The sequence below is a fragment of the Pseudomonas sp. ME-P-057 genome, assembly GCF_030208975.1.
Classification (GTDB): Bacteria; Pseudomonadota; Gammaproteobacteria; order Pseudomonadales; family Pseudomonadaceae; genus Aquipseudomonas; species Aquipseudomonas lutea.
The window spans coordinates 316,103-337,953 of the sequence record NZ_JARVSX010000033.1; the positions used below are offsets into that span (position 1 = coordinate 316,103).

At 58.7% G+C, this 21,851-nt stretch carries 20 protein-coding genes and 1 pseudogene; 8 read left to right on the forward strand and 13 right to left on the reverse strand.

From position 1 onward, the window contains the following. Positions 1 to 205: 205 nt before the first annotated feature. From glpD to glpK, 3 genes are all read right to left on the reverse strand, one after another. The gene (gene glpD, locus QRN48_RS18050) at positions 206 to 1,768 is read right to left on the reverse strand and encodes a glycerol-3-phosphate dehydrogenase (RefSeq protein WP_285352078.1); all 1,563 of its coding nucleotides are present in this window, start codon (positions 1,766 to 1,768) and stop codon (positions 206 to 208) included. A 212-nt stretch (positions 1,769 to 1,980) separates the two neighbouring features. After that, complete coding sequence (locus QRN48_RS18055) at positions 1,981 to 2,736, reverse strand: DeoR/GlpR family transcriptional regulator (protein WP_037012305.1); 756 nt, start codon at positions 2,734 to 2,736, stop codon at positions 1,981 to 1,983. Between the two features lie 95 nt (positions 2,737 to 2,831). Beyond that, positions 2,832 to 4,337 (reverse strand): glycerol kinase GlpK, encoded by a 1,506-nt coding sequence (gene glpK, locus QRN48_RS18060; protein ID WP_037012304.1) that lies wholly within the window; start codon positions 4,335 to 4,337, stop codon positions 2,832 to 2,834. A 282-nt stretch (positions 4,338 to 4,619) separates the two neighbouring features. On the opposite strand from glpK, the gene ybaK reads away from it, so the two are divergent. Beyond that, complete coding sequence (ybaK, locus tag QRN48_RS18065) at positions 4,620 to 5,090, forward strand: Cys-tRNA(Pro) deacylase (protein WP_037012302.1); 471 nt, start codon at positions 4,620 to 4,622, stop codon at positions 5,088 to 5,090. 108 nt (positions 5,091 to 5,198) lie between these two features. Next, the gene (locus tag QRN48_RS18070; protein WP_285352080.1) at positions 5,199 to 5,987 is read left to right on the forward strand and encodes a PhzF family phenazine biosynthesis protein; all 789 of its coding nucleotides are present in this window, start codon (positions 5,199 to 5,201) and stop codon (positions 5,985 to 5,987) included. A gap of 84 nt (positions 5,988 to 6,071) precedes the next feature. On the opposite strand, the gene QRN48_RS18075 is transcribed toward QRN48_RS18070, so the two are convergent. Together QRN48_RS18075 and argF are read right to left on the reverse strand one after the other, a co-directional pair. Beyond that, the gene (locus QRN48_RS18075) at positions 6,072 to 7,151 is read right to left on the reverse strand and encodes an ABC transporter ATP-binding protein (RefSeq protein WP_285352082.1); all 1,080 of its coding nucleotides are present in this window, start codon (positions 7,149 to 7,151) and stop codon (positions 6,072 to 6,074) included. Beyond that, positions 7,148 to 8,068: an ornithine carbamoyltransferase gene (argF, locus tag QRN48_RS18080; protein ID WP_191944455.1), complete on the reverse strand. Its 921-nt coding sequence runs from the start codon at positions 8,066 to 8,068 to the stop codon at positions 7,148 to 7,150. Before argF ends, QRN48_RS18075 begins: the two co-directional genes overlap by 4 nt. A 449-nt stretch (positions 8,069 to 8,517) precedes the next feature. Between argF and plzR the strand changes: the two genes are divergently transcribed. From plzR to grxD, 3 genes are all read left to right on the forward strand, one after another. Then, complete coding sequence (plzR, locus tag QRN48_RS18085; protein WP_037012294.1) at positions 8,518 to 8,820, forward strand: PlzR type 4 pili assembly inhibitor; 303 nt, start codon at positions 8,518 to 8,520, stop codon at positions 8,818 to 8,820. Positions 8,821 to 8,966: 146 nt separating this feature from the next. Then, positions 8,967 to 11,075, forward strand: coding sequence for a molybdopterin oxidoreductase family protein (locus tag QRN48_RS18090; RefSeq protein ID WP_285352085.1), 2,109 nt, complete (start codon positions 8,967 to 8,969; stop codon positions 11,073 to 11,075). Positions 11,076 to 11,191: 116 nt separating this feature from the next. After that, positions 11,192 to 11,521 carry a Grx4 family monothiol glutaredoxin gene (gene grxD, locus QRN48_RS18095; protein ID WP_037012293.1) on the forward strand — a complete coding sequence of 110 codons (330 nt, stop codon included), beginning with the start codon at positions 11,192 to 11,194 and terminating at the stop codon, positions 11,519 to 11,521. A 70-nt stretch (positions 11,522 to 11,591) separates the two neighbouring features. Here the strand turns inward: grxD and bfr are convergent, their stop codons facing one another. The 4 genes from bfr to pyrC form a co-directional block, all read right to left on the reverse strand. Further along, on the reverse strand, positions 11,592 to 12,068 hold the full coding sequence (gene bfr, locus QRN48_RS18100; protein WP_037012292.1) for a bacterioferritin: 477 nt from the start codon (positions 12,066 to 12,068) through the stop codon (positions 11,592 to 11,594). A 200-nt stretch (positions 12,069 to 12,268) separates the two neighbouring features. Next, on the reverse strand, positions 12,269 to 12,487 hold the full coding sequence (locus QRN48_RS18105; protein WP_081955349.1) for a bacterioferritin-associated ferredoxin: 219 nt from the start codon (positions 12,485 to 12,487) through the stop codon (positions 12,269 to 12,271). Between the two features lie 777 nt (positions 12,488 to 13,264). Continuing rightward, positions 13,265 to 13,942: a ribonuclease T gene (rnt, locus tag QRN48_RS18110; RefSeq protein WP_285352089.1), complete on the reverse strand. Its 678-nt coding sequence runs from the start codon at positions 13,940 to 13,942 to the stop codon at positions 13,265 to 13,267. After that, positions 13,939 to 14,985 carry a dihydroorotase gene (gene pyrC / locus QRN48_RS18115; protein ID WP_285352090.1) on the reverse strand — a complete coding sequence of 349 codons (1,047 nt, stop codon included), beginning with the start codon at positions 14,983 to 14,985 and terminating at the stop codon, positions 13,939 to 13,941. Before pyrC ends, rnt begins: the two co-directional genes overlap by 4 nt. Before the next feature lie 143 nt (positions 14,986 to 15,128). On the opposite strand from pyrC, the gene QRN48_RS18120 reads away from it, so the two are divergent. Together QRN48_RS18120 and QRN48_RS18125 are read left to right on the forward strand one after the other, a co-directional pair. After that, a complete protein-coding gene (locus QRN48_RS18120; RefSeq protein WP_285352092.1) occupies positions 15,129 to 16,121 on the forward strand; it encodes a flagellar protein MotY in 993 nt (330 codons plus the stop codon). A 130-nt stretch (positions 16,122 to 16,251) separates the two neighbouring features. Continuing rightward, positions 16,252 to 17,469, forward strand: a complete 1,218-nt coding sequence (locus QRN48_RS18125; RefSeq protein WP_037012287.1) for an argininosuccinate synthase — start codon at positions 16,252 to 16,254, stop codon at positions 17,467 to 17,469. A 162-nt stretch (positions 17,470 to 17,631) separates the two neighbouring features. Here the strand turns inward: QRN48_RS18125 and QRN48_RS18130 are convergent, their stop codons facing one another. Further along, on the reverse strand, positions 17,632 to 18,180 hold the full coding sequence (locus QRN48_RS18130) for a hypothetical protein (RefSeq protein ID WP_285352095.1): 549 nt from the start codon (positions 18,178 to 18,180) through the stop codon (positions 17,632 to 17,634). 1,138 nt (positions 18,181 to 19,318) lie between these two features. Between QRN48_RS18130 and QRN48_RS18135 the strand changes: the two genes are divergently transcribed. Next, on the forward strand, positions 19,319 to 19,945 hold the full coding sequence (locus QRN48_RS18135) for a response regulator transcription factor (protein ID WP_037012286.1): 627 nt from the start codon (positions 19,319 to 19,321) through the stop codon (positions 19,943 to 19,945). A gap of 105 nt (positions 19,946 to 20,050) precedes the next feature. On the opposite strand, the gene QRN48_RS18140 is transcribed toward QRN48_RS18135, so the two are convergent. From QRN48_RS18140 to rsxB, 3 genes and pseudogenes are all read right to left on the reverse strand, one after another. Continuing rightward, complete coding sequence (locus tag QRN48_RS18140) at positions 20,051 to 20,233, reverse strand: PA3496 family putative envelope integrity protein (protein ID WP_037012284.1); 183 nt, start codon at positions 20,231 to 20,233, stop codon at positions 20,051 to 20,053. A gap of 105 nt (positions 20,234 to 20,338) precedes the next feature. Continuing rightward, positions 20,339 to 20,977: an endonuclease III gene (nth, locus tag QRN48_RS18145; RefSeq protein WP_191944463.1), complete on the reverse strand. Its 639-nt coding sequence runs from the start codon at positions 20,975 to 20,977 to the stop codon at positions 20,339 to 20,341. Next, positions 20,977 to 21,822 (reverse strand): annotated as a pseudogene (rsxB, locus tag QRN48_RS18150) (electron transport complex subunit RsxB); the annotation flags it as partial. The gene nth and the pseudogene rsxB, both read right to left, overlap by 1 nt. Positions 21,823 to 21,851 lie beyond the last annotated feature (29 nt).

Consider the following 21,851-nt stretch of genomic DNA (forward strand, 5'->3'; position numbering starts at 1 on the left):
GGGGTGAGCGGAGAGATGGATGCGTGTGTCCGGGATTCCGAATTGGCGATCGTGCCGCGTTCGGAAATCCGAATGATATCAAGCGGGGAGTGAGCCTATGTAGGAGCGCGCTTGCCCGCGAAGGGATGGGTCATTCAATGTATCCATCAATTGACCCACTGCCATCACGGGCAATGCGGTGCTGCCGGGGTGACGCTTGATCCCTTCAGGCCGTGAGCGGTGTAGTGATGGCCATCATGTCGATAGCATTCCTGTTCACGTTCACCTTGTTCAGATAGGCCTGAACTTTCTGGTGCTCTTCATCGGTGGTGAACAGCCCCAGTTTGGTCCGGCGCCACAGAATGTCTTCGGCCTGGGTGGCCCATTCTTCGCTGCACAAGTAATCAACCTCTCGGCTGTACAGCCCGCCGCCCAGGTCTTCGCCCATCTCGCCAATGTTCTGCACGCCTTCCACAATGCGCCAGCTGCGCGAACCGTAGGTGATTGCCCATCGCTTGGCGATCTCCGCTGGCAGCCAGCTGCAACGCTGTTGCAGCTGTGCTGCGAGCAGTTGCGGAGTGGTCATTTCCTCGCCACCCGGCAGGCTCGCCTTGGCGGTCCAGCTCGGCTTCATCTGCGGAAAGAACGGCGCCAGCTGCTGCATGGCCGACTCGGCCAGCTTGCGGTATGTGGTCAGCTTGCCGCCGAACACTGAAAGAATGGGTGCTTCGTCAGTGCTGCCGGACAGCGACAACGTGTAGTCACGGGTGATCGCCGACGGGTTATCCGACTCGTCGTTGCACAGCGGACGCACACCCGACCAGGTGCGCAGAATATCCGCGCGGCTGAGTTGCTTCTTGAAATGGTCGTTGACGATCTTCAGCAGGTAATCGATCTCGCCTTCGGTGATCGCCACTTTGCCCGGATCCCCGCTGTACTCGCGGTCAGTCGTACCGATGATGGTGAAGCGCTCCAGATACGGAATGGCGAAGACGATGCGTTTGTCCTCATTCTGCAGAATGAATGCGTTTTCACCTTCATACAGCTTCGGCACGATCAGGTGGCTGCCCTGAATCAGACGAATGCCGTACTGCGACTCCAGCTTGAGGTCTTCACGAATGAACTTGGCGACCCATGGGCCGGCAGCATTCACCAGTGCTTTTGCGCGAATCGAGAACACACTGCCATCGCTGCGCTGCATGTCCATGTGCCAGACACCGCCCTCACGACGGGCGCTGAGGCAGCGGGTCTGGGTGTGGATATGCGCACCCTTTTCACGAGCGGCCATCGCGTTGATGACCACCAGGCGTGCATCGTCGACCCAGCAATCGGAGTATTCGAAACCCTTGGTGATTGTGCTGTTAAGCGGGCTGTTGGCACCAAACCGCAGCGTTCTGGACGCTGGCAGCTTTTCACGCTTGCCAAGGTGGTCGTACAGGAACAAGCCGGCGCGGATCATCCAGCCCGGGCGCAGATGCGGCCGGTGAGGCAACACAAAGCGCATGGGTTTAACGATATGGGGAGCTTTATCCAGCAGCACTTCACGTTCAGCCAGCGCTTCACGCACCAGTCGGAACTCGTAGTGTTCGAGGTAGCGCAGGCCGCCGTGAATCAACTTGCTGCTGGCAGAGGATGTATGACTGGCCAGGTCATCCTTTTCGCAGAGGAAAACCGAAAGGCCGCGGCCGGCTGCGTCCGCTGCGATGCCGACGCCGTTGATGCCGCCACCGATCACGGCGACGTCGTAGACCTCGGAAAGGGGTGGGGTCGGCAAGCTGGACTGGGCCATCGGGGCCTCCTGGGGCGTTCGATCAGGTCGATATTCCGCCCTTCAGACAAGGCGAATTCGAACATTAATGTTCATTTCCGAAAATAGTAACGCAATAAGACGAACGCAGCCACTCAGTATTGATTGAAAATACTGATGGAAGGGGCGGGAAAGGAACAAAAGTGAACATCGGGGGCAGCGAGCGTAACGGACGCCCGCTGTGGACTGGCTGCTTAAACGACTTCCAGGCGAATCTTGTTCTGCGTCAGCAACTGCGCCAACGCCGGGACAGGCGCCTGATCGGTCACCAGGCAATCGATCAGCGTGATCGGGCCCAGACGAACCATGGCGTTGCGCCCGAACTTGCTGGAGTCTGCCGCAAGAATGACTTGCCGCGCGTTGGCGATGATCGCTTGGGAAACGCGCACTTCCTGATAGTCAAAATCCAGCAGACTGCCGTCTTCGTCTATCCCGCTGATACCGACCAGCGCGAAATCAACCTTGAACTGCGTGATGAAATCCACGCTCGCCTGACCCACCACGCCACCATCTCGCCGCACATTTCCGCCAGCCAGCAGGACCTCAAAATCATCCTTGCCGCTCAGGATCGACGCGACATGAAGGTTGTTCGTGATGATTTTCAGGTGGTTGTGATTGAGCAGCGCGCGAGCGATGGATTCGGTCGTCGTGCCGATGTTGATGAACAGTGATGCGTGATCGGGGATCTGCGCAGCGATCGCTTCAGCGATACGCTGCTTCTCGTCGCGCATCTGATCGGCACGCATGGCGTAGGCGGTGTTTTCAATGCTTGAGTCGTAGGCCGCGCCGCCGTGATAGCGACGCAGGAGGTTCATCTCCGCCAGTTGGTTGATATCACGGCGAATGGTCTGAGGGGTCACGACGAACAGCTGCGCCATTTCCTCGATGCTGACGTAGCCGCGCTCACGGACCAGCTCGAGGATCTGCTGTTGACGGGGTGGCAGATTCATTTTTTATCCTTCGGGCACGGGCGCCCATGATGCCGCAGGCAGCCATTGCCTGTCAGCCGGAAAAAATGCCTCTGCCGTGGTGCCGGTGCCCGACCTTATTCGGCGTTCTCGTGCGGTTCCCAGTCGCGCGTGCGGTCCACGGCCTTGCGCCAGCCGGCGTAGAGTTTTTCCTTCTCGGCGTCATCGCATTGCGGCTCGAACTTGCGCTCGATAACCGCCTTGCCCTTCAGCTCGTCCAGCCCGCTCCAGAAACCGATCGCCAGACCGGCAAGGTACGCAGCGCCCAGCGCAGTGGTTTCGCGCATTTTAGGGCGCTCCACCGGCGTGCCGAGAATGTCGGCCTGGAATTGCATGAGGAAGTTGTTGGCCACCGCGCCGCCGTCAACCCGCAGCGCCTTGAGTGGCTCGCCGGCATCCTGCTGCATGGCGTCGAGCACGTCGCGGGTCTGATAGGCGATGGATTCCAGCGCCGCGCGAATGATGTGGTCGACCTTCACCCCTCGGGTCAGCCCGAACAGCGCGCCGCGTGCGTACGGGTCCCAGTAGGGCGCGCCCAGGCCAGTGAACGCAGGAACCAGATACACGCCGTTGCTGTTTTTGACTTTGGTCGCGAAGTACTCGGTGTCCATCGAGTCGTTGACGATTTTCAGCTCGTCCCGCAGCCACTGCACGGTCGAGCCACCGTTGAAGACGGCACCCTCCAGCGCGTACGCCACTTCACCGCGCGGCCCGCAGCCGATGGTCGTGAGCATGCCGTGGCTGGATTTCACCGCTTTCTTGCCCGTATTCATCAGCAGGAAGCAACCGGTGCCGTAGGTATTCTTGGCCTGCCCCGGTTCAACGCACATCTGACCGAACAGCGCCGATTGCTGGTCGCCCGCAATCCCGGCGATGGGGATGCCGCTTTTGCTGTGGCCATAAACTTCGGAGGACGACTTGACCTCGGGGAGCATCTCGCGAGGTACGCCGAGAACGTCGAGCATGCGCTGATCCCATTCCAGCGTATGGATGTTGAACAACATCGTTCGCGACGCATTGGTGTAATCGGTGACGTGAACCTTGCCGCCGGTAAACTTCCAGATCAGCCAGCTATCGACCGTGCCGAACAGCAACTCGCCGCGGCGGGCGCGTTCGCGGCTGCCTTCGACGTGATCCAGAATCCACTTGAGTTTGCTGCCGGAAAAGTACGGGTCGATGACCAGGCCGGTGGTGTCGCGAATGTAATCTTCCAGACCGTCGCGCTTGAGCTGCTCGCAGATCTCGGTGCTGCGTCGGCACTGCCAGACCACTGCGTTGTAGATCGGCCGGCCGGTTTCCTTCTCCCATACCACCGTGGTTTCACGCTGGTTGGTGATGCCGATGGCGGCGATCTGGTTGTGGTGCAGGTTGGCCTGCGCCAGCACTTTGGTCATGCACGCGGTCTGGGTCGCGAAGATCTCCATGGGGTCGTGCTCGACCCAACCCGGCTGGGGGTAATGCTGAACGAACTCGCTCTGAGCGCTGCTCACCACATTGGCGTCGCGGTCAAAAATGATGGCGCGCGAACTGGTGGTGCCTTGATCCAGCGCGATGATGTAATTCTTATTTTCGGTGTCAGTCATGTCGATGGCCTGGTGATGGAGCGAGTGTCCGGGAAACTGCCGTCCGTAGTGCCCGTGCGCACTGAATACCGGGATGACATCCAGGAAGCAAGCGGATATTCGTATTCGAAAAAATATAGACGTAAACGAACCTTGTCAAAGGTCGAAAATGAACGCTGCCGGGTCATGCTTCCAGCCGCCGATATTAGTGGATAACGCCTTCAGGAATGCAGGCATTTCGATAACCGATGGCCTAAAGTGTGGGCAGCTAACAAGAAAGTGTCTGGTCGTCTGGAGTGCTGCATGACCCCTGCATTGGATTTACTGAAAAAGGTTCGCGCCGAACATCGCGTGCACAGTTATGAGCACGACCCCAAAGCTGCGTCATATGGGCTGGAGGCGGCGGAAAAGCTCGGTCTGGCCCCTGCACAAGTGTTCAAAACGCTCTTGGCCAGCACGGAAAAAGGTGAGCTGCTGGTCGCCGTGGTGCCGGTCGTGGGCTCGCTGGATCTGAAAGCGCTGGCCCATGCTGCGGGTGCAAAAAAGGCAGAGATGGCCGACCCGGCCGCCGCGCAGCGAGCAACAGGCTATTTACTGGGCGGTATCAGCCCGCTGGGGCAGAAGAAACGGTTGCGTACGTTCATTGATGAGTCTGCCCAACCGTTCGCTACCATTTATGTCAGCGCTGGTCGACGCGGCCTTGAAGTCGAGCTGCCGGCCGCAGTACTTGCAGAGCACACCGGTGCGAGCTTTGCCCGGATTGGTCGCGAATGATCAGCAGGGTTTGCCAGAATTGTCTGGCCTTTACATGCGGCACTGTTCGTCGCATTTCTGCGGCACCCGCATCGGGTTGCTGCTTTCCTTCACTCGGGGATGCCTTCCATGCAGCTTGAATTCCACCAGGTCGACGCGTTCACCGACCGTTCCTTCGCGGGCAACCCGGCGATGGTCTACCGCCTCGACGCCTGGCTTTCCGACCAGCTGATGCAGCAAATTGCTGCCGAGCACAACTTGTCTGAAACCGCGTTTCTGGTTCGCGAGGCACAGGGCTGGCACATTCGCTGGTTCACCCCGACCCATGAAGTGCCTCTGTGCGGGCATGCGACGTTGGCCAGCGCCTTTGTGCTGTTCGAAAAGTACGGAGAGAAGGCCGAGGTCATCCAGTTCATCGGCAAGTCCGGCCCTCTGAGCGTAAGCCGCGATCACGACCGGCTGATTCTGGACTTTCCCTCCATGCCGCCCAGTGAGCTCGGTGTGACGGTGGAGATAGAGCGTGCTCTGGGCATTGAAGTGGTGGATGTGCTTGGCGCTGCGGAGCTGCTGGTTGTGCTGGAGTCCGAGCAGGCGGTCCGTGACTGCAAGCCGGACTTCGCCGCCATTGCCCGTCTGCCCTGGCCCGGCGTGATCGTCACCGCCAAGGGTGATGGTGTGCGTTACGACTTCGTCTCACGCTATTTTGCGCCAGCCATCGGCATCAATGAGGACCCTGTCACCGGGTCGACGCACTGCAGCCTGATCCCTTACTGGTCTGCACGTTTGAACAAGTTCAGTCTGACCGGTTATCAGGCGTCTGCGAGGGGCGGGGAGTTGTTCTGCCGGCTGGAGGGCGACCGCGTCAAAATCGGCGGCCATGCAACTCTGGTCGCCAGCGGCACGTTGATGCTGGGATGACGTGAGGCCGCTGCGGATGGTGCCGGGGTTCTGATCGCTCTCAATTTGATCCGAGAGGACGTTCAGGTCGCTTTCAAGCTGCTTTCAGACCGCTACATCGTGATGCAACGGCACGCTGCCCGAGGCCGGAAACAGGACCAGGTGTTCGGCTGAGACTTGGAAGCCGACCTGATCGCCGGGGCACAAGTCTACGTGGCTGGGGAATAACGCCTCCAGCTGCGTGCCGGTCGGCAGTTGCAAGCGGTAGAGGGTGGCTGCGCCCTGGAATGTCAGGCTCGCCACGCGGGCTCTGATCGGGCTGTCTGGCGCATAGACGATGTCGTCAGGGCGTAACAGTACGTCCATCGGCGTCCCGCGCGCGCCTGCATAGGCCCGATTACCCCTCAGCACGCCCAATTCGGTTTGCACCGATTCGGCGTCGATCATCTGGCCGCGGATGAAGTAGCCCTGGCCTACGAAACTGGCGACGTAAGGCGTGGCCGGCTCGTGATAAAGGTTGTAAGGCGTGTCCCATTGTTCCAGCCGACCGTTTTTGAAGACCCCGACGTGGTCGCTCACCGCGAACGCTTCTTCCTGATCATGGGTCACCAGAATCGCGCTGGTGCCCCGGGCCTTGAGGATGTCTCGAACCTCGTGGCTCAGACGACGGCGCAACTCGCCATCCAGATTGGAGAAAGGCTCGTCGAGCAGTAACAGCTGCGGCTCGGGTGCCAGCGCTCGGGCCAGCGCCACCCGCTGTTGTTGACCGCCAGAGAGCTCATGGGGATGACGTTTGCCCAGCGCGCCCAGATTGACCAGTTCGAGCATTTCCTCAACCACCTGCTTCTGGCGCGGGTGATTACGGATGCCGAAGGCAATGTTGTCGGCGACAGTGAGGTGGGGAAACAGGGCGTAGTCCTGAAACACCATGCCGATCCGGCGCTTCTCCGGTGCGAGCGTAAACCCGGCCCTGGAAATGACTTCACCCGCCAATGTGATCTGCCCCTCATGCACTGGCTCGAATCCGGCGATGGCGCGCAGGGTAGTGGTCTTGCCGCAGCCCGAGGACCCCAGCAGGCAGCCGATGTCGCCGGCATTCAAGTGCAGATTGAGATTCTGCACCACCCGTTGGTCCTCATAGCCACAGGCCAGATGATGCAATGTCAGGAGCAGGGGATGACTCATGCCGGGGTGTAGGCCGGAGCCACCAGGAATTCGAGCAAAGCCTTCTGCGCATGCAGGCGGTTCTCTGCCTGATCCCAGGCAACCGAGCGTGGGTCATCGAGCAGGTCAACGCTGATCTCTTCACCACGGTGGGCTGGCAGGCAATGCATAAAGAGCACGTCAGTGGCGGCCCGGTCGAGCATTTCACGGTTAACCTGAAACGGCTTGAACAACGCCAGACGCTTGGCGGCTTCTTCTTCCTGTCCCATGGAGGTCCATACATCGGTGCTGATCAGATGCGCACCTTCGACGGCTTCGTAGGGATCGCGGGTCAAGGTCACGCGGTCACCGGCCAGGGCGAGGAACTGCGCGCTGGGTTCGTAGCCCTCGGGGCACGCGACGCGCAGTTGAAAGTCGAACTGGATCGCCGCTTCTATATAGCTGTTGCACATGTTGTTGCCGTCACCGATCCATGCCACGGTTTTGCCCTGGATAGAGCCCCGGTGTTCGAGGAATGTTTGCATGTCCGCCAGCAGTTGGCACGGGTGGAGGTCATCGGACAGGCCGTTGATCACGGGCACGCGCGAATGGGTGGCGAACTCGATGAGGTTGCTGTGAGCGAAGGTCCTGATCATCACCGCATCGACCATCCGCGACATGACGCGCGCTCCGTCGGCAATGGGTTCGCCACGGCCAAGCTGGGTGTCTCGGGGCGAGAGAAAAATGGCCTGCCCGCCCAGTTGGATCATCCCGGTTTCGAACGAGACCCGTGTGCGCGTCGAGGATTTCTCGAAAATCATCGCCAGGATGCGGCCGCGCAAGGGCTCGAACAGAACGCCTCGGTTTCGCAGGTCCTTCAGCTCAACGCCGCGACGAATCACCCCGACCAGCTCAGCGGGGGTGTAGTCCATCATCGAGAGAAAGTGCCTTGCGCTCATTATTAACTACCTTGTCTGCAACAGACCGCAGATCCTCAAAGCCGGGTTTTTTCAGAAAAACGGGCGAGACCTGCGGCGTAAGCCGCACGGGGCGACGAATAGGGAAGGCGCGAGGGTATAAGAAAATGTCGCCTGATGCCAAGGGGCGCCTGGACGGAATTGAGTGTTCGGACGTTCGGTAGCCTGAAACCGGCGTTCTCAGGACGCTTTTCATGTAACGAAGTGCTACAGTTCCATGTCATCGACGGCCATTCGCCATCGCATGTATCCTGCTCGGCCAGCCTTCCTTCACGCCAATTGGCGCTGTCGGGATTGCTGCCCGATCCGTAATAGTCGCAAACCACTGCGCAGCCTTATGCGACACGCTTCACGCCGCGGAAACCCGGACGTTTCCTAAACCATCGGCGTGGGTTATAAAGGCCGCTTATGTCCTCCAAAAGAGGTGGGGAATGGATTCAAAAGAGCAGCAATTGACGGAACTTCTCGGCCTTACGGCTCGAACCCTTACGCACCTCACGGCTTCGATGACCTCGATGTCGTTCGAACTGATGCGCAGCGAAGATGAAGTCACACGTTCTGCGGGGCGCCGCATGATCGACCGTATGGCAACCATCAGCGCCGGCCTTGACGAGCATTGGCGGCTGATTGGCGAACTCACGGGCGTCCAGCTCTCGCAAGAGCAGATCGAGACGGTCCATGAGGTACAGATGCAGCGCAAAGTGGTCACCCCTATCGGCGGCTCCGCTTCCTGAATAACGCTTCATAATCAGGCGGGCTATCGGCTCGCCTGATGCCGCTCGATTCACGGCAGTGACACCTCTGGCGCATCCGCATGGCGAGTCTCATAGTTTTGCATCCGCGATCACGCTGATCGCCCTATAAAAACTCGAGACTGGCGATGACCAAGACTCTCCACCACCGTGCCTGCCATCTGTGCGAGGCGATTTGCGGCCTCACCCTCGAAACCACCGTGCAAGACAATGCCACCACCCTGATCACCTCGATCAAGGGCGATGCGCAGGACACCTTCAGTCGCGGGCACATTTGCCCCAAAGCCGTAGCGCTGCAAGATATTCAGAATGACCCCGATCGCCTTCGCCAGCCCATGCTGCGCAACGGCAATGACTGGGAACCGATCGAATGGCAGGCCGCGTTCGATCTGATCGCCCGGCGGCTTTCCGAGATTCAGGCGCTTCATGGCCAAAACGCGGTGGCGGTGTATCAGGGCAATCCCAGCGTGCATAACTATGGGCTAATGACCCACAGCAACTATTTCCTCGGGTTGCTGAAAACGCGCAATCGATATTCCGCCACCTCCGTGGACCAACTACCCCACCACTTGACCAGCCACCTTATGTACGGCCACGGCCTGCTATTGCCGATTGCCGACATCGACCATACCGATTTCATGCTCATCCTTGGCGGTAATCCGCTGGCATCCAACGGCAGCATCATGACTGTCCCGGACGTTGAAAAACGGCTCAAAGCAATCCAGGCGCGCGGCGGCAAGGTGGTGGTGGTTGATCCGCGCCGCAGTGAGACCGCAGCCATCGCCGATCAGCACCTGTTCATCCGCCCCGGCGGCGACGCAGCGTTTCTGTTTGGCGTGTTGCACACCCTGTTTGCCGAACGCCTAACCCGAGAAGGCCACTTGCCCGTCGATGGCCTGGACGTCGTGCGCCAGGCTGTCGGCGCGATGAATGCAGAGAGCATGAGCCCACGCTGCGGCGTACCCGCCGAGCAAATCCGGCAAGTGGCGCGCGACTTTGCAGCCGCTGAACGCGCAGTGTGTTACGGACGCATGGGCATCTCCACCCAGGCGTTCGGCACGCTGTGCCACTGGCTGGTGCAACTGATCAACCTGGTGACCGGCAATCTCGATCGCGTTGGTGGTGCCCTGTGCACCGAACCCGCGCTGGATCTGGTGGCCTCCACTTCCGGCGGCAGTTTCAACCGCTGGCAGAGCCGCGTCTCGCAGCTGCCCGAGTATGGCGGCGAACTCCCTGTGTCGGCGCTGGCCGAGGAAATGCTCACGCCAGGCGAGGGGCAGGTGAGGGCGCTGATTACAGTCGCCGGCAACCCGGTGCTGTCGACACCCAACGGCCGTCAGCTTGATACCGCGCTGGCGTCGCTGGAATTCATGGTGTGCGTGGATTTGTATATCAACGAGACCACCCGACACGCGGATCTCATCCTGCCCTCGACGTCGGCGCTTGAGAACGACCACTACGACACCACCTTCAACATGTTCGCCGTGCGCAACGTGACCCGCTTCAACCGCGCCATTCTCGCCAAGCCGCAGGGTGCGCTGCACGACTGGGAGATTTTCGTCGGACTTGCCGAAGCGTTCGCGCGCATCACCGGGCGCGAGCTAAAGCCTACGATACCTCCGGCGCAGATGGTGGACAGGGGGTTGCGTGCCGGGTTCTACGGCGATGGGTCGCCGCTGAGGTTGTCCCTTGCCACACTGGCGAACCACCCCCACGGCCTGGACCTCGGCGCGCTCAAACCGAATCTCGCCGCACGCCTCAAGACCGTCAACGGGCGCATACAGGCAGCACCGCCCGTGATCCTCGCCGATCTCGCCCGTTTCGCTGTGCAGCCGTTGCCCAAGGTCGACGAGCTGGTGCTGATTGGCCGGCGACATGTGCGCAGCAACAATTCATGGATGCACAATTATCATCGTCTCGTGAAAGGCAAGCCGCGGCATCAATTGCTGATGCACCCTGACGATATGGCAAGTCGCGGTTTGATCGACGGGCAGCAAGCCAGGGTCAGCTCACGAGTGGGGGCGATTGAGGTTCAGGTAATGAGCAGCGCGCAGATGATGCGCGGTGTCGTCAGCTTGCCTCACGGCTGGGGTCATGGCCGTCCCGGGGTGAAAATGGACATCGCCGCTGCCCAGCCGGGGCAAAGTGCCAATGACCTGACCGACGAGCGAGCCCTGGATGCGGTCTCGGGAAACGCTGTACTGAACGGCGTCCCGGTCACTGTCGCAGCGGCATGACGCCCATCATATTTGTCAGGGCGATTATGGCCAGGTCCGAGCGTTATGCCGGGGAATCGTTTAGAATGCGCCACCGTGTCGACATATACAGTCGTAAAGTTTAGCCGAGGTGCTCCATGGATATTATCGAAACGATCAAAGATCAGATTGCCAGCAACACCGTTCTGCTTTACATGAAAGGCGCTCCGAATGCCCCGCAGTGCGGCTTCTCGGCCAAGGCTTCTCAGGCGCTGATGGCGTGCGGCGAAAAGTTCGCATACGTCGATATCCTGCAGAACCCGGAAATCCGCGCCAATCTGCCGAAGTACGCCAACTGGCCGACTTTCCCGCAACTGTGGGTAGACGGTGAGCTGGTCGGCGGTAGCGACATCATCACTGAAATGCAGGCTGACGGTTCGCTGCAGAAGCTGGTGAAAGACGCTGTTGCGAAGAACACCACTGCCTGATTAGGGCAGTCGTAAAAAAGCCCCGCTCTCTGCCGAGAAGCGGGGCTTTTTATTGGGTAAGGGGCTGAAATCAGCCTTCCTCGCCCATCTGCGACTGCAAGTAATTTTCGATGCCGACCTTGTCGATCAAACCCAGCTGGGTTTCGAGCCAGTCGATGTGCTCTTCCTCGGATTCGAGGATATCTTCCAGCATCTCGCGGCTGCCGAAGTCGCCCACGGTTTCGCAATGCGCGATAGCTGCTTTCAAGTCAGCATGACCCTTGCGCTCGATCCGCAGGTCGCATTCCAGCATCTCTTTGGTGTGCTCGCCGATCAGGATTTTGCCCAGGTCTTGCAGGTTGGGCAGGCCTTCCAGAAACAGGATGCGCTTGATCAGCTTGTCAGCGTGTTTCATTTCGTCGATGGATTCGTGGTACTCGTGCTTGCCCAGCTTGTTCAGGCCCCAGTCTTCGTACATGCGTGCATGCAGGAAGTACTGATTGATCGCGACCAGCTCGTTACCGAGGATCTTGTTGAGATGCTGGATGACTGTGATGTCGCCTTTCATGATCGGGTCCTGTCGAAGGTATAGGTAATACAGACGGCAAGTCTGAGCCCCGTCTATAAGTCTGTCAAACCTAAGTTATTGAATAATAAGTGAAAATAAATAGGAATAAGAATGTTTGTGTTCCGCATCTTGTCGCTAAGCAATTGAATTAAAGGCATAAAAAAACCGGACAGGGTCCGGTTTTGTAGAAAACTCTTGGATCAAGCGGCTGAAAATTCTGCGGGATAGGCAAGGTGAGCGTGACTGCTTTGCAGCTCGGTCAGGGTTTCCCGGACGACTTCTTTCGCCAGGCAGGCGCATTTCCCGCATTTACTGGCGACACCCAGGGTCTCGCGAACGTCACGATAGCTGCAGCATCCGTCCATGATTGCTTCACGGATTTGTCCGTCGGTCACACCTTGGCAGAGGCAAACATACATATAAGAAACCGTCGCTGAGTGATTGGCTCAATGCGACGGATACTAATGTTAATGAGAATGCTTGTCAAAACTACTCAGCGTTCTTCATGTGACGGCCGATGAGTGGTCGGCTGCGGCAGTGAGAAGTTCTGCCTAACAGCAGAACTGTTTCGCCTTCGGCGAGTTACTTGGAAAAGCACCCGAAGTAACCAAGGGTGCCTGCTCCCGGTTGGGCCCTTCCTTCGTCAGGGTTCCTTCACTTCGGTCTCGCTCCGTGGGCCCGCGCCGAACGGACATCCATGTCCTGACGGCGCTCTCGCCGCATCCATGCGGCTCGACCCACTCCGCGAACTGCGTTCAGCCTGCACCCAAGTCGCGTTCTGCGGTGACTGAGCCTTTTGCGTAAGAAGATCAAGAGCGGATCAAGAGGAGATCAAGAGCAGATCAACAGCAGATCAGAAGCAGTACAAGAGCTTCCCGGCTGAAGCCGGTGCCACGGGTTATACGCGACGTGCTTTTTAGTGGGGCCGGCTTCAGCCGGGAAGGGCCAGTCGGGACGCTGAACGTCGTTTGATCGTTCCCGCGCTCTGCGTGGGCATGCATCCTGTGACGCTCCGCGTCACCTGTAGCCGGTCTCGCTGAATGCACGCGCTGCTTTTAGGGGGACCGGCTTTAGCCGGGAAGGGGCCAGTCCGGGCACTGACGGAGTTTGAGCCGATCACTGCCTTTCGATCTCCGTCCCATAAAAAAACCGGCCACTTAGGCCGGTTCATTCATTCATTGCACAGCGACATCGACTCAGTCGTTGAAGTCGTACCAGCCGCCCATTTCTTTCCAGCGGTTGACGATGCCGCAGAACAGTTCGGCGGTCTTCTCGGTGTCATACCGGGCGGAATGCGCTTCCCGGCCGTCGAAGTCGATGTCTGCCGACTGGCACGCTTTTGCCAGGACAGTCTGGCCATACGCGAGGCCCGCCAGAGTAGCTGTGTCGAAGCTGGAGAACGGGTGAAACGGATTACGCTTCATGTCCAGCCGCGCAACCGCTGCGTTGAGAAAGCCCAGATCGAAGCTTGCATTGTGACCGACCAGAATCGCGCGCTTGCAACCGTTGGCCTTCAGCGCCTTGCGGATGCCACGAAAGATATCCGTCAGCGCCGTTTCTTCACTCACCGCCATGCGCAGCGGGTGATCCAGCTTGATGCCGGTGAACTCAAGGGCCGCCGCTTCGATGTTGGCGCCTTCAAAAGGCTCTACGCGGAAAAAATAGGTATGGTCCGGGAACACAAAGCCTTTCTCGTCCATGCCGATCGTCGTGGCAGCGATTTCGAGCAACGCGTCGGTGGCGCAGTTGAAACCGCCTGTTTCAACGTCGACGACAACAGGCAGGTAGCCGCGGAAGCGCGCCGCCATCGGGTGCCGGGAGCCTGTACCGCCGCCGGAGCCTTCCTGCTCGTCTTCGTAATGTTCTTCACTCACGCGTGTTCCTCCAGCAGACGCCAGCGCAGTGTTTCACCGGCGCGCAGCGGGATAACGGAAAGCTCGCCAAACGGCAGGCTGGCGGGTGCCGTCCACTCGTCACGAACCAGGGTAATGGTGTCGGTGTTGGTCGGCAGGCCATAGAAAGCCGGGCCGTGCAGACTGGCGAAACCTTCGAGCTTATCCAGCGCATTGCGCGACTCGAACGCCTCGGCGTAGAGCTCGATGGCGGCATACGCGGTGTAGCAGCCGGCGCAGCCGCAGGCCGCTTCTTTGGCGTGCTGCGCATGCGGTGCGGAATCGGTCCCCAGGAAGAACTTGCTGCTGCCGCTGGTGGCAGCATCGAGCAGGGCAACCTGATGAGTGTTGCGCTTGAGAATCGGCAGGCAGTAGAAGTGCGGTCGAATCCCGCCCACCAGCATGTGGTTACGGTTGTACAGCAAATGATGGGCTGTAATGGTAGCGCCCACATTAGCCGACGCCTCATTAACGAACTGCACGGCGTCAGCGGTGGTGATGTGTTCGAACACCACTTTCAACGTCGGAAAACGCTCGACGACACGACGCATGTGCTCATCGATGAAAATCTTTTCGCGGTCGAACACGTCGATGTCACCGCGGGTGACCTCACCGTGAATGAGCAGCGGCAAGCCGGCTTCAGCCATGGCTTCCAGGACCGGGAAGATCTTGTCGACGCTGGTCACCCCGGAATCGGAGTTGGTGGTAGCGCCTGCCGGATACAGCTTGGCGGCATACACAAACCCGCTGGCCTTGGCGGCATGAATTTCTTCGGGCTGCGTCAGGTCGGTCAGGTAAAGCACCATCAGTGGCTCGAAGCGGCTGCCTTGCGGGCGAGCGGCAAGGATACGCTGGCGATAGGCATCCGCTTGCTCTGCGTTGCGTACCGGGGGCACCAGGTTCGGCATGATGATCGCGCGGCCAAAAGTGCGCGCTACGTCCGCGACGGTGTGAGGCAAAACAGCGCCATCTCGAAGATGGATATGCCAGTCGTCGGGGCGCAGAAGGGTCAGGCGTTCGGACATTGGGAATTCCAGGCGGGTCAAACTCGCGGGAATGCTACCGGAAAAGACTCTTCCAGGCACCCGCTATCAAGTTTTGCAGGAACTAACCGATAGCCACGTGTAAGTCATAAATCTTGTTATGCGTGAATTTAGTGGAGCCTCCCGTGCGCCAGCGATATCTAGCCCTGCTCAGCGCGTTTGCCAGCCTGCCGGCCATGGCGCTCACCTTCCAGACCCGTCTGGAGAATATTGAGTGGAAGGTGGAAGGCGACCTGTTCGAATGCAGACTGACGCAGCCCATCACCGACTTCGGTGCAGGTGAGTTCGTGCGGCGCGCGGGCGAGCAGTCGACATTTCGGCTGAAGGCAAATGGTTACAGTCTGGCGTCCGGGTCCGCAACCTTGATTGCTGCTGCGGCGCCATGGCAGCCGGGACGCAGTGATCTCAACCTTGGCGCGGTAAAAGTCGGCAACGGCGAGATTCCGTTCGACACCAATCAGGCCCAGGCCTCGCGTTTGATCGCAGGACTGATGGAAGGCCGCAGCCCGGTCATTCGTCACGCATTGCGTGATGGTGGCGGCGCGATGGAAGTTCGCCTTCTGCCAGTCAAATTCAGCAAGGCTTACGGCGACTTTCAAGCGTGTACGGCCAAGTTGCTGCCGATGAATTTCGATCAGGTGCGGCAATCAGAGATCGGCTTTCCGGGTGGCGGCATCGAGCTGGACGCGTCCGCTAAACGCAAGCTGGATACCGTCCTCGCTTATATGAAGGCGGACCCAACGGTTAATCACATCGAACTCGACGGCCACTCCGATAACAGCGGCAACCGGCTGACCAACCGCGATCTGTCACGACGTCGCGCGTTGTCGGTCATGGACTATCTGAAAGCCCAGGGCGTGCCCGAGGAGCAGATAACCCTGCGCTTCCACGGCGAGCAATACCCATTGGCGCCGAACACCAACAATGCCAATCGGGCGCGCAATCGGCGGGTCAATATTCACCTCGACCGAGTGGCGCAGCAGCCTGTTGCGGTGCCGCCAGCCGCTGCGCCTGTACCTGCCCCCATGCCGGCGCCATCGCCCGCACCCGCTGCAAACTCAGGCCCGGCGACAGCGCCGGTTACGGCCGCGAACGCCACGCCCGTAAAACCCCTGTGATGACGGTTGCCCAGGTCGTTTGACTGACAGAATCTGTCGCTTTGGCATCAGAAGCTGTCGCGACACTGTAAATTCCCCTGCGTGAACGGTAGACTCGTCGGTTTTCCGTACAACGCGTTGGAGTGATGGCATGGCGGACGTAAACAAGGTAGTTCTCGCGTATTCCGGTGGCCTGGATACATCGGTAATCCTCAAGTGGCTACAAGATACGTACAACTGCGAAGTGGTGACGTTCACCGCTGACCTGGGTCAGGGCGAAGAGGTCGAGCCTGCGCGCGCCAAGGCTCAGGCCATGGGCGTCAAGGAAATCTACATCGACGACCTGCGCGAAGAGTTTGTACGCGACTTCGTCTTCCCGATGTTCCGCGCCAATACCGTCTACGAAGGCGAATACCTGCTGGGGACTTCGATTGCCCGTCCTCTCATCGCCAAACGCCTCATCGAAATCGCCAACGAAACAGGTGCCGATGCGATCTCCCACGGTGCCACCGGCAAGGGGAACGACCAGGTTCGTTTCGAACTGGGCGCATACGCGCTCAAGCCTGGCGTGAAAGTCATCGCACCGTGGCGCGAGTGGGACCTGCTGTCACGCGAGAAGCTGATGGACTACGCCGAGAAACACGCGATTCCAATCGAGCGCCACGGTAAAAAGAAATCTCCGTACTCGATGGACGCCAACCTGCTGCACATCTCGTATGAAGGCGGCGTGCTGGAAGATACCTGGACCGAGCACGAAGAAGACATGTGGCGGTGGACCGTTTCGCCGGAAAACGCGCCGGATAAAGCGCAGTACCTTGAACTGACCTACCGCAACGGCGATATCGTGGCGCTGGACGGCGTCGAGATGACCCCTGCCACTGTACTTGCGACGCTCAACCGCATCGGCGGCGAGCATGGCATCGGTCGCCTGGATATCGTCGAGAACCGCTACGTCGGCATGAAGTCGCGCGGTTGCTACGAAACCCCGGGTGGCACCATCATGCTCAGGGCTCACCGGGCGATCGAGTCGATCACTCTGGACCGCGAAGTGGCTCACCTCAAGGATGAGCTGATGCCCAAGTACGCCAGCCTGATCTACACCGGGTACTGGTGGAGTCCGGAGCGCCTTATGCTGCAGCAAATGATCGATGCTTCTCAGGCGCATGTAAACGGCGTTGTGCGCCTGAAGCTCTATAAAGGCAACGTGATCGTCACCGGCCGCAAGTCCGACGATTCACTGTTCGATGCCAACATTGCGACGTTTGAAGAAGACGGCGGCGCTTACAACCAGGCCGACGCAGCGGGCTTCATCAAGCTCAACGCATTGCGCATGCGCATCGCCGCAAACAAGAACCGCAAGTTGTTCTGACTGCCGGTCTGAACACGTGCGGCCCCTTTGCGGCCGCACGTGTTACTCGCGCCTCCCAGCGCTATCAATTGCTCCTGCCAGCTGCCCCAGCTGGACTAACGACCGCCAGCCTCCTGGCTTGCGAAAGCAAACGTCTCTTTCATCCGAATCCCTCTCATACGATCACGTTGGCTGATTGTCCTCTTGGCTGGCGTTACCCGAGTCTTTTTGCAAAGTTGTTTTAAACTCGAATCGATAGGCTTTGCCGATGTCCCATACATCGCGCACGCTCAGCCCTAACAGTTGCGCGATTTCAGGCACGGTATAGCCCAGCGCCGAATAATGCATGGCATGCCCGGCCGTGGCATCGTTCAGGGTCGCCACACCTCGCGTTCGATTAGGGCGAGCCCGCCGAACAGGCTGGCAACACCGTATCTTGAGGCCGTTTTCGCTCGCCAGTCGCTTGATCTCCCTCTGGTTCATCCGCAGCGAATACTGCAGCGCAGCAACGCCGGCGCCCTTGGCCACCAGACCTTTGAGCAGATCGACCTTTGCACATAGCTCGGTTTCGGGATCAGCCTCTCTGGCAGTTCTTGATGCCTCGGCCTCCCGCGACTCTCCTTCGGCGATCACCTTGATGACGCCACCTTGAGACACGTAGTGCTCGACCGCCTCGGCGAGCTTTTCAGGGGCACTGCTGACGTCGATGGAATATTTTATTTTCTTGGTCATGGTGGGTTCCTTTGAATGCACCGATCTAAACAAATCTGCAGGCGGGCACAGCGTGGCCCGCAAGAGCGTTTAAACGTTGGATGATGTCTTCATGCGGATAAAATGTGCGCGCACATCGCTGCTTCAAGTACGCCTGCCTTATATCCGCATATAGGGTTATTGCGATGAGCGTCAGGAACTAATAAGGGTTGCGCTATATGGATGCCCAAAAAGTAACGACTGGTAATAGGTTTGGCAAGTAAAAAGCTAAAAAATAACGAGTTTGTTTTTTTATATCTGTCCGAAAACTATTGGGCGGTAATATCAGTCCGTTAGTTATGTAGTATTTTTCTGGAAACGCAAAAAAATGCTGGATGTTATTGTCGGGTTGCTATTACGTGAGTGGCGGACCCGCCCTGTATTTAAACTTCATACGTTATGAGGCCTTGGTTGTTCTTCGGCTGGTGTTCTGCTGGACGGATCCCGGAAGATGGTCATTCGCGATAGAGAGGGGTATTCAATTCACGGAAAGTGTTGAAAGTTGCGTTTGTGTGTTGGGAAATTTCTGAGGCCTCTGTAGGTTATTTCGAGTGCTCGATATGTAATAGAACACGTCCACAGGGCCAGTCTATTTGTACCAAGTGTGTGCGTGTCACAGTTACAGGCCTGCTCTGCAATACTTTCTGATTTTTGTTTGCTGGCGGCCCGCCGAGATGGGCATATGCTGAGGCGCTACCACACACACACACAGCGCCGATGCGCCGTGGCAGAACGCGTCATGCCCTTCCTCAAAAAGGCGGCCGCGTCTTTCATGAGAAAGGGCGCCAGGGACGCTTTGCACTGTCACGGGTTTTCCATCAGAGGTACCCAGGACTGACCAGCTTCCGACACGCCTCATATACTCGGACATGTATGGCGTCTTCAGGCTTTAAAACAAATTACCACTTGCGATCTCAGGAATAATGCTGTCAGGTACTGAGGAACAATTGATCATCGTCATAAATAGCGCGGATAGGGCAGGTTTTGTAGGATTTTTCTGTTGGTTGAGTGAGAAAGGTCTTTGCCTGCCAGTCTGCAGGGAGGAGCGCCATGCAAAGCACTAAACGACTAAGCTATTGTGCGGGCTCTGAAAATTCGAACAGCGAAGAATGGACTGCTCATGAATAAAGTGTTGATCGTGGATGATCACCCTGTCATTAGGCTCGCCGTACGCATGTTGATGGAACGTCATGGCTACGAAGTCATTGCCGAGACGGATAACGGCGTGGATGCGCTGCAGTTGGCGCGCGAGCATTTGCCGGATATTGTCATTCTGGACATCGGCATTCCCAAACTCGACGGTCTTGAGGTCATCGCCCGATTGTCGGCAATGACACTGGCGTTCAAGGTGCTGATACTCACCTCACAGGCGCCCGGGCATTTTTCAATGCGCTGCATGCAGGCCGGTGCCGCAGGCTACGTCTGCAAACAGCAGGATCTCACCGAGTTGCTCAGCGCCATCAAGGCCGTGCTCTCGGGCTACAGCTATTTTCCGAATCAGGCGCTGCATACCGTGCGCTCCAGTCTTGGCAACGCCAGTGAAGCGGAGATGGTCGATCGCTTGTCGGGCCGGGAGATGATGGTGTTACAGCAGCTGGCGCGTGGAAAGACCAATAAGGAAATCGCCGACGGGATGTTTCTGAGCAACAAGACCGTCAGCACGTACAAAACGCGTTTGTTGCTGAAGCTCAATGCCCACTCTCTGGTCGACCTCATCGAGCTTGCTCAACGCAACGGGCTGGTGTGATGACAGGGGCGCGCGACAGGTTGCGCAGCGGTCCAATCGGTCTGCGCCTGAAACGCCGGCCTCTCCGGGTTGAGAGGCCGTCAGGCCAGCCGTCGCAGACGTCACTCAGAGGTCGAAATCGTAATCCGCCAACTGCCGTTGCAAGCGGCGTTCTTCCAGCAGGTTATCAATGGTTCGGCGCTTGCTGAGGTTGGTTTTGGCGGTTTCAACCGGGACGGGCGGCGTTTCATCCGGTTCCTCTACGACGAAGTCGTCGTCAACCTCGATTGTGTCTTTTTCATCGCTCATGAATCTGCCCCAGGCGTGAACGGTCGTTGGCGCCTCTTATAGCGACAAACCCGGAGCGGGTAAAAAAGATTTTTTTAATCGATCACTGGCCTATGGCGCTATTGATCAATCGTCCGAGGTCTTTGCCTTGTACTCGCACAAGTCTTCGATACGGCAGCTGCCACACCTTGGCTTGCGCGCTATACAGACGTAACGGCCGTGCAGAATCAGCCAGTGATGCGCATCAAGCAGGTAATCTTTGGGCACGAATTTCATCAGTTTGTGCTCCACTTCCACCACGTTCTTCCCCGGTGCGATCCCGGTGCGGTTGCTGACTCGGAAGATGTGCGTATCGACGGCCATTGCCAACTGGCGAAACGCCGTATTCAAGACGACGTTTGCGGTCTTGCGGCCCACGCCGGGCAGGGCTTCGAGCGCTTCGCGGGTCTGCGGCACCTCACCCCCGTGCAATTCAACCAACAGGCGGCACGTTTCAATCACGTTGCGTGCCTTGCTGTTGTAAAGACCGATCGTCCTTATATAGGAAGACAGCCCTTCAACCCCCAGCGCATAGATGGCCTGAGGTGTATTGGCGACCGGGTACAGCCGGGCCGTAGCCTTGTTGACGCTGACGTCAGTGGCCTGGGCTGAAAGAATGACCGCGATCAGTAACTCGAAAGGCGTGGTATAGGCCAGTTCGGTTTTGGGGTCGGGGTTGTCTTCGTGCAGGCGACGGAAGATCTCAAGGCGTTTTGCTGCATTCATGGAGTAGGCGGTTCCTGAGCCGGCACAGCGGTCTGGCTTTGCAGTTGCGCCAAGGCGTATTCCGCTTCTTCAAGTCCGCGTTGCAGTTGCACGAGCTGTGCGGCTTGTTCGGCGATGGGTGGATGACCGAAAGCTTTCAGCGACTTCAGCAATTGAGCCCTGCTCATGGCGACCTGCGCGCGAGCCTGTTTCAGAGCAGCATCGCCGCCCGTCTTTGGCTTCGCGCGTATGCGCTCAAGGGCCGCCTGTGCAGGTCCCGGTTGCGTAGCGACAGGCACTGCGGTCCGTTGCAGTCGCGCCTGACGCTCGGCCTGGCGTTGCTGATCCTGGCGATGCAGGCGAGCGGTACGAGCCTCGTAGCGCTGTCGCGCGCGATTTCGTCTGACGTCCCTGGCGGCACGTTGCCCGTGACCTTCGGCACTGTCGCCAGTGAGCGACACGGAGGTTGCCGACAATGGCAGCAGATCAATGCAATCGACCGGGCAGGGGGCTAAGCACAGGTCACAGCCGGTGCATTCCTGAACGATGACAGTATGCATCAGCTTGGCGGCACCCATGATGGCGTCCACCGGACAGGCCTGTATGCACTTGGTGCACCCGATACATTCCGCTTCGCGAATGAACGCGACCTGCGACGGTGCGCTGCCACGTGCCAGATCCAGCTGCAGCACAGGCACATCCAGCAGGCGAGCCAGTGCGGCGATGGTCTCGTGGCCACCGGGCGGACATTTGTTGATGGCTTCGCCTTGGGCAATGCCTTCGGCGTACGGCTTGCAGCCTGGGTGGCCGCATTTCCCGCATTGGGTTTGCGGGAGCAGGGCGTCGATGCGCTGAATCAGGCTCATGCTCGGACCAGGTCGACGACCCCAGCGGG

Excerpts from the sequence above, each read along its gene's own strand:
- glpD (WP_285352078.1), bottom strand. The coding sequence starts at position 1,768 with ATGGCCCAGTCCAGCTTGCCGACCCCACCCCTTTCCGAGGTCTACGAC.
- QRN48_RS18055 (WP_037012305.1), bottom strand. The coding sequence starts at position 2,736 with ATGAATCTGCCACCCCGTCAACAGCAGATCCTCGAGCTGGTCCGTGAG.
- glpK (WP_037012304.1), bottom strand. The coding sequence starts at position 4,337 with ATGACTGACACCGAAAATAAGAATTACATCATCGCGCTGGATCAAGGC.
- ybaK (WP_037012302.1), top strand. The coding sequence starts at position 4,620 with ATGACCCCTGCATTGGATTTACTGAAAAAGGTTCGCGCCGAACATCGC.
- QRN48_RS18070 (WP_285352080.1), top strand. The coding sequence starts at position 5,199 with ATGCAGCTTGAATTCCACCAGGTCGACGCGTTCACCGACCGTTCCTTC.
- QRN48_RS18075 (WP_285352082.1), bottom strand. The coding sequence starts at position 7,151 with ATGAGTCATCCCCTGCTCCTGACATTGCATCATCTGGCCTGTGGCTAT.
- argF (WP_191944455.1), bottom strand. The coding sequence starts at position 8,068 with ATGAGCGCAAGGCACTTTCTCTCGATGATGGACTACACCCCCGCTGAG.
- plzR (WP_037012294.1), top strand. The coding sequence starts at position 8,518 with ATGGATTCAAAAGAGCAGCAATTGACGGAACTTCTCGGCCTTACGGCT.
- QRN48_RS18090 (WP_285352085.1), top strand. The coding sequence starts at position 8,967 with ATGACCAAGACTCTCCACCACCGTGCCTGCCATCTGTGCGAGGCGATT.
- grxD (WP_037012293.1), top strand. The coding sequence starts at position 11,192 with ATGGATATTATCGAAACGATCAAAGATCAGATTGCCAGCAACACCGTT.
- bfr (WP_037012292.1), bottom strand. The coding sequence starts at position 12,068 with ATGAAAGGCGACATCACAGTCATCCAGCATCTCAACAAGATCCTCGGT.
- QRN48_RS18105 (WP_081955349.1), bottom strand. The coding sequence starts at position 12,487 with ATGTATGTTTGCCTCTGCCAAGGTGTGACCGACGGACAAATCCGTGAA.
- pyrC (WP_285352090.1), bottom strand. The coding sequence starts at position 14,985 with ATGTCCGAACGCCTGACCCTTCTGCGCCCCGACGACTGGCATATCCAT.
- QRN48_RS18125 (WP_037012287.1), top strand. The coding sequence starts at position 16,252 with ATGGCGGACGTAAACAAGGTAGTTCTCGCGTATTCCGGTGGCCTGGAT.
- QRN48_RS18130 (WP_285352095.1), bottom strand. The coding sequence starts at position 18,180 with ATGACCAAGAAAATAAAATATTCCATCGACGTCAGCAGTGCCCCTGAA.
- QRN48_RS18135 (WP_037012286.1), top strand. The coding sequence starts at position 19,319 with ATGAATAAAGTGTTGATCGTGGATGATCACCCTGTCATTAGGCTCGCC.
- QRN48_RS18140 (WP_037012284.1), bottom strand. The coding sequence starts at position 20,233 with ATGAGCGATGAAAAAGACACAATCGAGGTTGACGACGACTTCGTCGTA.
- nth (WP_191944463.1), bottom strand. The coding sequence starts at position 20,977 with ATGAATGCAGCAAAACGCCTTGAGATCTTCCGTCGCCTGCACGAAGAC.